The 13,009-nt window shown below is 70.9% G+C and carries 11 protein-coding genes; 8 read left to right on the forward strand and 3 right to left on the reverse strand.

The features are described 5' to 3' along the window. Positions 1 to 300 precede the first annotated feature (300 nt). Positions 301 to 1,284 carry a LacI family DNA-binding transcriptional regulator gene (locus ACU6WY_RS12990; RefSeq protein WP_483821926.1) on the reverse strand — a complete coding sequence of 328 codons (984 nt, stop codon included), beginning with the start codon at positions 1,282 to 1,284 and terminating at the stop codon, positions 301 to 303. Positions 1,285 to 1,456: 172 nt separating this feature from the next. Between ACU6WY_RS12990 and ACU6WY_RS12995 the strand changes: the two genes are divergently transcribed. The 5 genes from ACU6WY_RS12995 (at position 1,457) to ACU6WY_RS13015 (ending at position 8,085) form a co-directional block, all read left to right on the forward strand. Then, positions 1,457 to 2,380, forward strand: coding sequence for a carbohydrate ABC transporter permease (locus tag ACU6WY_RS12995; protein WP_483820057.1), 924 nt, complete (start codon positions 1,457 to 1,459; stop codon positions 2,378 to 2,380). 122 nt (positions 2,381 to 2,502) lie between these two features. Then, positions 2,503 to 3,312, forward strand: a complete 810-nt coding sequence (locus ACU6WY_RS13000; RefSeq protein WP_483821927.1) for a carbohydrate ABC transporter permease — start codon at positions 2,503 to 2,505, stop codon at positions 3,310 to 3,312. 82 nt (positions 3,313 to 3,394) lie between these two features. Continuing rightward, complete coding sequence (locus ACU6WY_RS13005; RefSeq protein ID WP_483820058.1) at positions 3,395 to 4,747, forward strand: ABC transporter substrate-binding protein; 1,353 nt, start codon at positions 3,395 to 3,397, stop codon at positions 4,745 to 4,747. Positions 4,748 to 4,819: 72 nt separating this feature from the next. Then, positions 4,820 to 6,337 carry an alpha-N-arabinofuranosidase gene (locus ACU6WY_RS13010; RefSeq protein WP_483820059.1) on the forward strand — a complete coding sequence of 506 codons (1,518 nt, stop codon included), beginning with the start codon at positions 4,820 to 4,822 and terminating at the stop codon, positions 6,335 to 6,337. A 14-nt stretch (positions 6,338 to 6,351) separates the two neighbouring features. Then, the gene (locus tag ACU6WY_RS13015; RefSeq protein ID WP_483820060.1) at positions 6,352 to 8,085 is read left to right on the forward strand and encodes a glycoside hydrolase family 35 protein; all 1,734 of its coding nucleotides are present in this window, start codon (positions 6,352 to 6,354) and stop codon (positions 8,083 to 8,085) included. 87 nt (positions 8,086 to 8,172) lie between these two features. On the opposite strand, the gene ACU6WY_RS13020 is transcribed toward ACU6WY_RS13015, so the two are convergent. Beyond that, positions 8,173 to 9,132 carry a LacI family DNA-binding transcriptional regulator gene (locus tag ACU6WY_RS13020; protein ID WP_483820061.1) on the reverse strand — a complete coding sequence of 320 codons (960 nt, stop codon included), beginning with the start codon at positions 9,130 to 9,132 and terminating at the stop codon, positions 8,173 to 8,175. A 50-nt stretch (positions 9,133 to 9,182) separates the two neighbouring features. On the opposite strand from ACU6WY_RS13020, the gene galT reads away from it, so the two are divergent. From galT to ACU6WY_RS13035, 3 genes are all read left to right on the forward strand, one after another. Continuing rightward, complete coding sequence (gene galT / locus ACU6WY_RS13025) at positions 9,183 to 10,358, forward strand: galactose-1-phosphate uridylyltransferase (protein WP_483820062.1); 1,176 nt, start codon at positions 9,183 to 9,185, stop codon at positions 10,356 to 10,358. Next, positions 10,355 to 11,518: a galactokinase gene (galK, locus tag ACU6WY_RS13030; protein ID WP_483820063.1), complete on the forward strand. Its 1,164-nt coding sequence runs from the start codon at positions 10,355 to 10,357 to the stop codon at positions 11,516 to 11,518. The genes galT and galK overlap by 4 nt, the downstream gene beginning before the upstream one ends. 102 nt (positions 11,519 to 11,620) lie before the next feature. Next, positions 11,621 to 11,932: a hypothetical protein gene (locus tag ACU6WY_RS13035; RefSeq protein ID WP_483820064.1), complete on the forward strand. Its 312-nt coding sequence runs from the start codon at positions 11,621 to 11,623 to the stop codon at positions 11,930 to 11,932. A 52-nt stretch (positions 11,933 to 11,984) separates the two neighbouring features. Here ACU6WY_RS13035 and ACU6WY_RS13040 read toward each other — a convergent pair whose 3' ends face one another. Continuing rightward, positions 11,985 to 12,974 carry an LLM class F420-dependent oxidoreductase gene (locus tag ACU6WY_RS13040; protein ID WP_483820065.1) on the reverse strand — a complete coding sequence of 330 codons (990 nt, stop codon included), beginning with the start codon at positions 12,972 to 12,974 and terminating at the stop codon, positions 11,985 to 11,987. Between the last annotated feature and the right edge of the window lie 35 nt (positions 12,975 to 13,009).

Consider the following 13,009-nt stretch of genomic DNA (forward strand, 5'->3'; position numbering starts at 1 on the left):
CGGCCGCAGCACTGCGGCCTCGTGAGGGGAAATGTTGACGTCAACATGTTGACGTCAACATCGAACCTAGCGGAGTCGGGCTCCGCGGCACAACGCTCGAATCCGCTCAGCCGGCGGACTCCCCGCCCGACACCGCGAGCGTGCGACCACGATTCACCCCCGGGCGTGGAGCCCCGGGCGCGGCGCTCCGCGCGCGTGGCCAGCGGAGGAGAAGCGGCGGAGGGAGGAGGGATGCCGAGACGTCGGTCCTCCGCTCGCCCGATCTCCTCCGCTCGCCCCGCGTCGAGGACCGCGGCTCGTTCAGGCGCGGGGGCCGGAGCTCTCGCGCACCACGAGCGACGTCGGCACGAGCGTGCGCGCGTGTTCGCCTCCGGGACCCTCGATGTCGGCGATCAGCGCGCTCATCGCCTCTTCGCCGACGCGTTCGAAGCGCTGACGCACGGTCGTGAGCGGGGGCCAGAAGTTCGCCGCCTCGGGCATGTCGTCGAAACCGACCACGCTCACCTCGCCGGGCACATCACGTCCGGCCTCGTGCAGGGCGCGAATCACCCCGAGGGCCATCTGGTCGTTCGCGGCGAACACCGCCGTGACCCCCGCGTCGCGCGCCAGCTCGGTACCGATGCGATGACCCGACTCCGCCGTCCACTCCCCGATCTGCAGGGGCGGCACGGAGCAACCCCGCTCCTCGAGCACCGCGCGCCACGCGTCGCGACGGCGTTCGGCCGCGAACGACTCCGGCGGGCCCGACACGTGCCACACGGTCTCGTGCCCGAGATCGAGCAGGTGCTCCGTCGCGAGCCGCGCTCCCTGCGCCTGGTCGTTGTCGACGACCGCGTAGGGGTAGTCGGCGCTGGAGTCGACCACGACGACCGGCAGCCCCGAGGGGATCGAGAGCTCGTTCTCACCGAGCCGATGCGTCTCGATGAGAATCACGATTCCGTCGACGGCGTGCTCGTGCAGGCGCAGGAACGCCCCCGACACGTCGGACTGGGAGGCCGACTGCACGGTGATGAGAGTGATCGAGTATCCGGATGCCGCCGCCACCGACGCGAGCGCGTCGAGGGTGCGCGTGTTGCCGTAGGAACTCAGCGAGAACATGATCACGCCGATACTGCGGAAGCGCCCGGAGCGCAGCGCGCGTGCGGCACTGTTAGGCCGGTAGCCGAGCGAGGCCATCGCGTCGAGTACGCGCTGACGCGTCTCGGGGTCGACGTTGGCGCGATCGTTGGCGACGCGCGAAACCGTCTGGCCGGAGACGCCGGCCGCGGCCGCGACGTCGGCCATCGACACCTCGCGACGTCGTCCGCGCCCCCGTGCGGGCATCGACACCGCGGTCGTCTCGCTCACGTCTGCCTCCTCGTGTTGACGTTGACATGCTAACCGCCGGCGAGTTATGTTTACGTCAACATCGCGGCGACCCGGCCGAGATGTGCACCAACGAAGAGGCAACCGGACGATGACGACCACCGCGGCACCCCCGCCCGCCCTGCGCACGCCGCGCCGCCGGCGACGCGCACGAATCGATGATCGCGGGTGGCTCTTCGTCGCTCCGTTCGCGATCGTCTTCGCCCTCGTCTTCCTCGCGCCGCTGGCGTACTCCCTGTACCTCAGCCTGTTCCGCGACCAGCTCGTCGGCGGCAACGCCTTCGTCGGCTTCGACAACTACATCGCGGCGTTCTCCGACCCGAAGTTCTGGGACGGCTTCGGCCGCGTCTCGCTCTTCCTCGTCGTGCAGGTGCCGATCATGCTCGTGCTGGCGCTGGCCGCAGCCCTCGCCATCGACAGCGCGCGCCTGCACGCGGCCGGCTTCTACCGCATGGTGATCTTCCTGCCCTACGCCGTGCCCGCCGTGGTCGCGGTGCTCATGTGGGGCTACATCTATGGCGATCAGTTCGGCCTCACCCGCAACCTCAACGACCTGCTGGGCGGATCGGTCATCCAGCCGTTCGTACCCGAGTGGATGCTGGTATCGATCGGGAACATCGTCACGTGGCAGTTCGTGGGCTACAACATGCTCATCTTCTACTCCTCGCTGAAGACGATTCCCGGTGAGCTGTACGAAGCGGCATCCATCGACGGGGCCGGCGCGTGGCGCACGATCTTCTCCATCAAGATCCCGGCCGTGCGCGGCGCGGTCGTGATCGCCACGATCTTCTCGATCATCGGCAGCTTCCAGCTCTTCAACGAGCCCAACATCCTCAAGCCCCTGGCCCCGAACACGATCACGACGTTCTTCACGCCGAACATGTACGCGTACAACCTCTCGTTCGCCGGTCAGCAGTACAACTACGCGGCCACGGTCGCCATCATCATGGGCGTCATCACCGCCATCATCGCCTACGTCGTGCAGCTGCGCGGCTCTCGTCAGGAGGCGCGATGACCACCGCGACCGCACCCCGCACCGACACCGTCGCCGTGACTACCTCGCGCACGCGCTCGCACCGCGGCTTCGCGCGCACGTCGCCGACGCAGAGCAAGAAGTCGCTCGTCCTCAGCGTCGTGATGGGCCTGTACCTCCTCTACACGCTCGTGCCGCTGTTCTGGCTCCTCATCAACGCGACCAAGACCCAGCCCGACCTCTTCTCGACGTTCGGCCTGTGGTTCGGCAACGACTTCGCCCTCGGCGACAACATCGTCCAGACCCTGACCTACCGCGACGGCATCTTCGTGCGCTGGCTCGGCAACACGCTGCTGTACGTCGTCGTCGGCGCCGGTGGAGCGACGCTGCTGGCCACCCTCGCCGGTTACGGCCTGGCCAAGTACAACTTCCGCGGGCGCAAGGCCGTGTTCGCGGTCGTGCTCGGCGCCATCGCCGTCCCCGGCACGGCCCTGGCCGTCCCGACCTTCCTGCTGTTCAGCCAGCTGGGCCTCACGAACACCCCCTGGGCGATCATCATCCCCTCGCTCATCAGCCCGTTCGGCCTGTACCTCATCTGGGTGTACGCGACGGATGCCATCCCCACCGAGCTGCTCGAGGCCGCTCGCATGGACGGGGCCGGCGAGTTCCGCACGTTCTTCACGATCTCGATCCGGCTGCTGACGCCCGGCATCGTGACGGTGCTGCTCTTCGCGGTCGTGGCGACCTGGAACAACTACTTCCTGCCGCTCATCATGCTCAGCGACCCGGCCTGGTACCCCCTCACGGTCGGCCTGAACCAGTGGAACGCCCAGGCCACCGGTGTCGGCGCCCAGCCGATCTACAACCTCGTCATCACCGGCGCCCTGCTCTCGATCATTCCGATCGTCGCGGCGTTCCTCGTGCTCCAGCGCTTCTGGCAGTCCGGCCTCAGCGCCGGAAGCGTCAAGCAGTGACGAAAGCTCCCTCCCGAAACCCGGAGCGCCCTGCCCCGGACTCCCGCACCACCATCCACAACAACGAAGTGAAGGAAACCCGATGACATTCATGCGCAAGGGCACCGCCGCCCGGCGGGCCGTGTTCGCTGTGGCCGCCACCGCGCTCTCCGTGGGCGCGCTCACCGCGTGCTCCGGCGGCAGCACCGGCGGCGGCAGCACCGGGGGCAGCCCCGAAGACATCGAGAAGGCGCTCGAAGAGGGCGGCGAGATCACGTACTGGTCGTGGACGCCGTCCGCCGAGGCTCAGGTCGAGGCCTTCCAGAACAAGTACCCGAACGTGAAGGTGAACTACGTCAACGCGGGTACCAACACCGAGGAGTACACCAAGCTCCAGAACGCGATCAAGGCCGGCTCCGGCGCCCCCGACGTCGTGCAGATCGAGTACTACGCGTTCCCGCAGTTCGCCCTCTCGGACTCGCTCCTCGACCTGGCGCCGTACGGCTTCGGCGACCTCTCGGGCGACTACAGCCCCGGCACGTGGGGCTCGGTCGACTTCGACGGCAAGATCTACGGTCTCCCGCAGGACTCGGGCCCGATGGCCCTGTTCTACAACAAGGAGGTCTTCGACCAGTTCGGCATCGCCGTTCCCACGACGTGGGACGAGTACGTCGCCGCGGCCGAGAAGCTGCACGCTGCCGACCCCACGAAGTTCATCACCGCCGACACCGGCGACTCGGGCTTCACCACGAGCATGATCTGGCAGGCCGGCGGAACGCCGTTCCAGACCTCGGGCACCGACGTCACGATCGACCTCCAGGACGACGGCTCCAAGGCCTTCGCCGACAACTGGAACCGTCTCATCGAGGGTGGTCTGCTGTCGGACACCCCCAGCTGGAGCGACGAGTGGTTCAAGGGCCTCGGTGACGGTTCGATCGCCTCGCTCGTGATCGGCGCCTGGATGCCGGGTGTGCTGGAGTCGTCGGTTCCCGACGGCGCGGGCAAGTGGGCCGTCGCGCCCATCCCCACCTACGACGGCACGCCCGTGACGGCGGAGAACGGTGGCGGTGGCCAGGCCGTGACCAAGCAGAGCCAGAACCCCGCCCTCGCGGCCGGGTTCCTCAAGTGGCTGAACAACGACCCGGAGAGCCTCGAGATCTTCGCCGAGTCGGGCGGCTTCCCCTCCACCACGGCCCAGCTGAGCGACCCCGCCTTCGTCGACCAGGAGTCGGAGTACTTCGGCGGTCAGCAGATCAACCAGGTGCTCACGCAGGCCTCGAGCGAGGTCCGTGAGGGCTGGAGCTACCTGCCGTTCCAGGTGTACGCCAACAGCATCTTCGGCGACACCGTGGGCCAGGCCTACGCCACCCAGGGCGACCTGAACGCCGGTCTGACCGCGTGGCAGGACCAGCTCGTCCAGTACGGCAACGACCAGGGCTTCAGCGTCAACAAGTAAGCCGATGAGCGGGGCGGGTCGCATCGTGAGTGAGCGACCCGCCCCCTTTTCTTCCCGCTCCAGGAGAGCCGCATGACCTCCCCCACCCGCATCACCGTCGACCGCCGAGAGGTCGGCGCCGAGGTGCCCCGCCGCCTCTTCGGCACGTTCGTCGAGCACATGGGCCGCTGTGTGTACGACGGCATCCATTCGCCCGGTCACGAGACTGCCGACGACACCGGTTTCCGTTCCGATGTGCTCGCCCTCGTGCGCGAGCTCGGGGCGACGGTCGCGCGCTACCCCGGCGGCAACTTCGTGTCGGGGTACCGCTGGGAAGACGGCGTCGGCCCCCGCGCCGAGCGACCGGTGCGCCTGGATGCCGCCTGGCACAGCACCGAGACCAACCAGGTGGGCCTGCACGAGTTCGCCGAGTGGGCCGATGCCGCGGGCCTGGAGGTCATGGAGGCGGTGAACCTCGGCACGCGGGGCGTCGCCGAGGCCGCCGACCTGCTGGAGTACGCCAACCACCCCGCCGGCACGGCGCTCAGCGATAGCCGCCGCGAGAACGGCCGCGCGGAGCCCTTCGGCATCCGACTGTGGTGCCTGGGCAACGAGATGGACGGGCCGTGGCAGATCGGCCACAAGACCGCCGACGAGTACGGGCGCCTGGCCGCCGAGACGGCGCGCATGATGCGCTTCATCGACCCGACCGTCGAGCTCGTCGCGGCCGGCAGCTCCAACCACGAGATGCCGACGTTCGGCGAGTGGGAACGCACCGTGCTGCGGCACACCGCGGGCCTCGTCGACCACATTTCCGTGCACGCGTACTACGAAGAAGACCCCGCCGACCCGCAGAGCTTCCTCGCCAGCGGCGCTGCCCTCGACCGCTACATCGGCGAGGTCGTCGACCTCATCGACGACATGGATGCCAGGACTCCCGGCGGTGCGCCGGTGGGCATCAGCGTCGACGAGTGGAACGTGTGGAACCAGACCCGCTGGAACGAGGTCGACAAACCGCGCGTCTTCACCGGCGACTGGCCGGTGGCGCCCCGCCTCATCGAGGACGACTACACCGTGACCGACGCCGTCGTCGTCGGGTCCCTCCTGATCACGCTCTTGCGCCGCGCGGGCCGCGTCTCGATGGCGAACCTCGCGCAGCTGGTCAACGTCATCGCCCCGATCCGCACCGAGCCCGGCGGCGGTCCCGCGTGGCGCCAGACGACGTTCCACCCCTTCCGCCTGACCGCCGAGGCCGCGACCGGTCGCGTCGTGCCCGTCCGCGTCGACGGCGCTCGCATCGCCACGGCCCGCCACGGCGAGGTCGACGCGGTGGATGCGATCGCCACCGTCGACGGCGACGTCGCCCACGTCTTCCTCGCGCACCGCTCGCTCGACGCGGCGACCGAGATCGCGCTCGACCTCGGCCCCGTGGCATCCGTCGACGCCGTCGTGATCACCGTGCCCCCGGGCGGCGACCGGCACACCACCAACTCCGCCGACGCCGAGCCGGTGGCGCCCGTGGCCCTCCCGGTCGAGGTCGTCGACGGCATCCTGCGCTTCACCCTCCCGGCGCTCGCCTGGGCGCGCGTCCGCGTTCAGCTGGCCCCCTGATACCGAAAGACACCGTGACCACCTTCACCATCGGCGAGACCGACTTTCTGCTGGACGGCGAGCCCTTCCAGGTCATCTCCGGCACACTGCACTACTTCCGCATTCACCCCGAGCACTGGGCCGACCGCATTCGCACGGCCAAGGCCATGGGCCTGAACACCATCGAGACCTACGTCGCGTGGAACGCCCACGAGCCGGTGCAGGGGCAGTGGAATGCCACGGGCTGGAACGACCTCGGACGCTTCCTCGACCTCGTCGCCGCCGAGGGCCTCCACGCGATCGTGCGCCCCGGCCCCTACATCTGCGCCGAGTGGCACAACGGCGGGCTGCCGGTGTGGCTCACCTCGATGCCCGGGATCGGCCTGCGCCGATCCGAGCCGCAGTACCTGGCGGCCGTGACGGCCTATCTCGAGCGGGTCTACGAGATCGTCGCACCCCGCCAGATCGACCGGGGCGGCAACGTCGTGCTGGTGCAGATCGAGAACGAGTACGGCGCCTACGGCTCCGACAAGGACTACCTGCGCGAACTCGCGCGCGTGACGCGCGACGCGGGCATCACCGTGCCGCTGACGACCGTCGACCAGCCGATGCCGTGGATGCTCGAGAACGGCAGCCTTCCCGACCTGCACCTGACCGGCTCGTTCGGCTCCCGCTCGGCCGAGCGCCTGGCGACCCTCCGCGAGCACCAGCCGACCGGGCCGCTCATGTGCTCGGAGTTCTGGGACGGCTGGTTCGACTGGTGGGGCAGCATCCACCACACCACCGACCCGGCGGCCTCGGCCCACGACCTCGACGTGCTGCTCGCGGCGGGGGCGTCGGTGAACATCTACATGGTGCACGGCGGCACGAACTTCGGCACCACGAACGGCGCGAACGACAAGGGCCGGTACGACCCCATCGTCACGTCCTACGACTACGACGCCCCGATCGACGAGTCGGGCTACCCGACGGCGAAGTTCCACGCGTTCCGCGACGTCATCGCCACGTACGCGCCGGTGCCCGCCGACGTACCGGTCCCGCGTCCGGACGCCCCCGCGTTCGAAGTGCCGCTCTCGGGTGAGGGCGAGTGGATGCCGGCATCCACCGGTTCTTCGACCGAGGCGCCCGCCACCTTCGAGGAGCTCGGCCACCTCGGCGCGCTCGTGCGCTACGACGTCGACCTGCCCGCCGGGGGCGGCGACCGCGCCGTGCTCGCGTTCGGCGAGGTGCGCGACCTGGCGTGGGTGCACGTCGACGGCGCGTTCGTCGGCCGCCTGTCACGCAGCCTGCACGAGCGGGCGCTCGCGATCCCCGCGGGGTCACGGCTCACCGTGCTCGTCGAAGACCAGGGCCGCGTGAACTACGCCGACCGTCTCGGCGAGGCCAAGGGGCTCATCGGTGGGGCGACGCTCGACGGCGCACCGCTCACCGGCTGGACCGCGACGCCGGTCGACCTCGCCGCGGCGTCGGGCTCGGGCTCGGGGTCGGGCTCGGGATCCGTCGGGCGGGCGCTGCTGCGCGGCACCTTCGACCTCGACGCCCCCGCCGACCTGTTCCTCGACACCGCGGCCTGGGGCAAGGGCTTCGCGTTCGTGAACGGCTTCTTCCTCGGCCGGTACTGGCGGAACGTGCCGCAGCGAACGCTGTACGTGCCCGGGCCCGCCACGCGCGCGGGCAACAACGAGATCGTGGTGCTCGAACTCGAGCAGGCGCTCGAGGCCGTGGCCCGCTTCGTCGCCGCGCCGGCGCTGGGGCCGCTCGAGGAGTAGGCGCGTCGGCGCAGTTCGGGGCGGGATTCGTGCGGTGGGGTGCTCGATGACCGCCCCACCGCACGGAACGCGCCCCGGACGCCGCGATCAGCGCGCGCTGTCGCGGATCACCAACGCTGCCGGCACCGCCTCGGCGACGGGCGCACCGCCCTCGATCGCGTCGATCAGCGCCGCGACCGCGCGAGCGCCGAGCGCGTCGAAGTCCTGGCGCACCGTGGTGAGCGGGGGCCGGTACTCGGCGGCATCCACGATGTCGTCGAAGCCGACCACCGCGACGTCGTCGGGCACGCGGCGACCGGCGTCGGCGAACGCCCGCAGCGCGCCGAGGGCCATCTGATCGTTCGCGACGAAGACCGCGGTCGCCCCCGACAGCGTGAGGGCGGCGGCATGACCGGATGCCGAGGTCCAGTCGCCGCGGACGGGATCGGGCGCCGACACCCCGGCGGCGGCGAGGGCGTCGCGCCACCCCCGCTCGCGCTCGGCCGCAGCGAAAGACCGGACGGGCCCGGCGACGTGATGCACGCTCGCGTGGCCGAGGGAGAGCAGATGCGCCGTGGCGACGCGGGCGCCGCCGGCGTGGTCTGTATGCACGATCGAGAACCGCTCGTCGGGCGGCGAATCGACGACGACGAGGTGCAGGTCGCCCGGCGGGTCGGTGTCACGGACGAGTTCGGTCGCCTCGTTGAGCACGACCGCACCGTCGACCCCCTGCGAGCGCAGCCGCGCGAAGGCGTCGCGGACCCCCCGCTCCCCCACCGTCACGACGGCGAGGGCGTAATCGCGCGCCGCGGCCGCCTCGGAGATGGCCTGCAGCATGCGGGAGTTGCCGACGGATGCCAGGGTCGACACGACCAGTCCGATCGTGGAGGTCTGCCCCGTGCGCAGCGCTCGCGCCGCGCGGTGCATCCGGTAGCCGAGGTCGCCCATCGCCTTCTCGACGCGGGCACGGGTGGCAGGATCCACGCGCGCGCTGCCGTTGGCGACGCGCGAGACGGTCTGAGCGGAAACCCCCGCCGCTGCGGCCACATCGGCCATCGATACGCGCATGCCACCCCCTCCATGTTGACGATATCACGCCCGATCTGTAGCGTGTTATCGTGAACACGGACAGCCCTCCCGCAGTGACGCTCGGCGCCGGAGTCGTCAAGCGCCCCACGCGCCTCGCCGACGGCCGCGAGCTCATCTACTTCGACGATCCCGGCACGACGCTGGGTTCCGAGCGCTCCGTCGATGCGCGCGCGCTCGACCCGCGCCCCGCCACCGCGACGATGCGACAGGACGTGCTCACGGGTGACTGGATCACCGTGGCATCCAATCGTCAGAACCGCGCGTTCCTCCCCCCGGCGCACCTCGACCCGCTGGCTCCGCAGACGCCGACCAACCCGTCGGAGATCCCGTCGCGCTACGACGTCGCGGTGTTCGAGAACAAGTCGCCGTCGTTCGGCCCCGCGCTCGACACGGCCACCGGTGACGCCCCCGCCGCGATCGACCCGCCGCGCGGTGACGACGACCTGGAGTTCCCCGGTCTCGGGCGCACCCGCACCTCGGTGGGGCGCTGCGAGGTCGTGTGCTTCAGCCCCGAGCACGAGGGTTCGTTCGGCAGCCTCTCGCGCACCCGCGCGCGCACCGTCATCGAGGCGTGGGCCGACCGCACGGCCGCGCTGTCGGCTCTTCCCGGCATCCGTCAGGTGTTCCCGTTCGAGAACCGCGGGCAGGAGATCGGCGTCACCCTCCCCCACCCGCACGGGCAGATCTACGCCTACCCCTACGTCACCCCGCGCACCCACCGCCTGCTCGACACGGTCGCGCGCACCTCACCCGACCTCTTCCAGCGCATCCTCGAGTTCGAGAGCGCGGGCGAGCGGGTCGTGCTGCGCGGTGAGCACTGGACGGCGTTCGTGCCGTTCGCCGCGCGCTGGCCGATCGAGGTGCACGTGCTCCCCCACCGGCACGTCGCCGACCTCGCCGAGACGACGGAGGCCGAGCGCGACGAGCTCGCCCCGTTCTACCTGCGGCTTCTCCGCGGCATCGACGCGCTGTACGACACCCCCACGCCCTACATCGCCGCGTGGCACCAGGCCCCGGTCGGACGGGCGCGCGACGCCGTGCGCCTGAACCTGCAGATCACCTCGCCCCGCCGCGCTGCCGACAAGCTGAAGTACCTCGCCGGATCCGAGGCCGCCATGGGCGCCTGGATCGGCGATGTGACCCCCGAGGCCCAGGCCGAGCGCCTGCGCGCCGCCCTCGACACCGTTCCGGAGGTGACGGCATGACCGCCGTCGACGACGCCCGCACCTTGCTCACCACCCTGACGGATGCCACCCCCGCGGGGGTGTGGTCGGCTCCGGGCCGCGCCAATCTCATCGGCGAGCACACCGACTACAACGAGGGGTTCGTGCTGCCCTTCGCGATCGCCCAGCGCACCGCCGCCGCGGTGGCCGTCCGCTCCGACGACGTGATCCGCGTGCGCTCGACCTTTGCCGACGAGGCCGTCGAGGTGCCGCTCGCCGACCTCGACGCCCGCATCGCCGCCGGTGGCCTCGACTGGGCGGGGTACCCGCTGGGGGTGGCGTGGGCGCTGCGTCGGGCTGCTCCGGATGCCGAGCCCCGGGGCGTCGACATCGCCCTGGCATCAGAGGTGCCGGTGGGGGCCGGGCTCTCGTCGTCGGCCGCGATCGAGGGGGCCGTGGCCTCCGCCCTCAACGACGTCTGGGGCGCGGGCCTCGACAAGGTCGCGCTGGCCCGCGTGGGCCGGACCGCCGAGAACGATGCCGTGGGCGCACCCACCGGGATCATGGACCAGATGGCATCCATGCTCGGCGTGGCCGACGCGGCCACGTTCCTGGACTGCCGCACGCTCGAGACCCGCCCGGTCGCGCTCGGCTTCGCCGAGACGGGGCTCGCGATCCTCGTCGTGGATACCCTCGTCGAGCACGCGCACTCTTCGGGCGGCTACCGCGAACGCCGCGCCTCGTGCGAGCAGGGCGCCGCCGCGTTCGGCGTGCCCGCGCTCCGCGACCTCACCGTCGACGACCTGCCCCGCGCCGCCGAGATCCTCGACGACGTGACCTTCCGCCGCGTGCGGCACATCGTGACCGAGAACCAGCGCGTGCTCAACACCGTCGCCGCCCTCGACGCCGACGGCCCGCGCGCGATCGGCGACCTGCTGACCGCGTCGCACGCCTCGATGCGCGACGACTTCGAGATCTCGGTGCCCGAACTCGACCTCGCCGTCGACACGGCCCTGTCCTCCGGCGCCCTCGGCGCGCGCATGACGGGCGGCGGCTTCGGCGGAGCGGCGATCGCCCTGATCCCCACCGAGCTGGTGCCGGCGGCGACCGAGGCCGTGCACGCCGCGTTCGCGGCATCCGGATTCCGCGCCCCGAACGTCTTCACGGTGACGCCGTCGCAGGGCGCCCGCCGCGACGCCTGAGGCGGCAGGCCGAGCGCGCGAGTCGCCAGGATTTGTCGCCTGGCGATCGAGTGAAGCGACAGATCTTGGCGACTCACGCGCACAGAAGGGCAGGATGAGGGGATGGATGCCGCTCCCCTCGTCACCACGTCACGCGGGGCGGTGCGCGGGGTCGCGCGCGATGGCACGGCGGTGTTCCTCGGCATCCCGTTCGCCCAGGCTCCCGTCGACGGGGTCGCCGCGATCGCCGGCGACGCGCCGCCGACGAACCTCGCCGCCGAGATGCATGCGGCGGCGGTCGCCTTCGTCCGAGACGGCGACCCGGGCTGGCCGACCTGGGATGCCAGGGCCCGCCGCGCTCGCGTGTTCGGAGCCCCGGCATCCACCCCGCCCGTCGTCCCGTACGCCTACGCCGACGTCGCCCCGCTCGCGTGAGTCGCCACGTTTTGTCGCCGGCGAGCCCGCGCAGGCGACAAAACCTGGCACCTCACGCGCGGAGAGCGGGAACCACCTCGCGCTCGAACAGCGTGATGCCCGAGGTGTCGTACGCGGCTTCGGGGAAGTATTGGATGGCGTAGCCGAGGCCGTGAGCGGCGCGCTCGCGCAGACGCTCGACGATCTGCTCGGGGGTGCCGAACGTGTCGGAGGAGCGGTAGTCGGCCTCGATGGCATCCGCCTGCTCGTCGCCGACGTGGGGCCGAAGCCGAGCGACGACGGCGGCCAGGCGGTCGTCGGCCTCGGACTCGGTCGCCGCGACGATCGTGTTGAAGTTCGTCGAGCGGGTGATCTCACCGAAGTCGCGGCCGAGGGTCTCGCAGTGCCCGCGCAGCACCTCGGACTTGTGGTCGAACTCCTCGAGCGAGCCGCCGAAGTTCGTGTACGACGCGTACTGCGCCGCGATCTTGAGCGTCACCTTCTCGCCGCCGCCGGCGATCCACAGCGGAACCCCGCCGGCCTGCAGCGGCTGGGGCTGCACGATCGCACCGTCGACGTCGTAGTACTTTCCGGCGAGCGTGGCCGACCCGGTCGTCCACGCCTGGTGCATGATCTCGACGCCCTCGCGCAGGCGCCCGAGGCGCTCGGCGATCGGCGGGAAGCCGTAGCCGTACGCGCGCCACTCGTGCTCGTACCAGCCGCCGCCGATGCCCATCTCGGCGCGCCCGCCCGAGATGAGGTCGACGGTCGCGGCGACCTTCGCCAGGTACGCCGGGTTGCGGTAGCCCATGCACGTGCACATCTGGCCCAGACGCACGCGGTCGGTGACGGCGGCGAACGCGGCCATGAGGGTCCATGCTTCGTGCGTGGCCTCGGCGCTGGGGACCGGCGTGGTGTGGAAGTGGTCGTAGACCCAGATCGAGGCCCAGGGCCCCTCGTCGGCGCTCTGCGCGAGTGAGTTCATCACACGCCACTGCTCGGCGGGCTCGATGCCCACCAGATCGAAACGCCAACCCTGCGGGACGAAGATGCCGAATTCCATGGGTTTCACCCTAGGGGCGCGGGCCGCGGGCCGGG

The sequence above is a fragment of the Microbacterium sp. ZW3a genome (assembly GCF_057167165.1).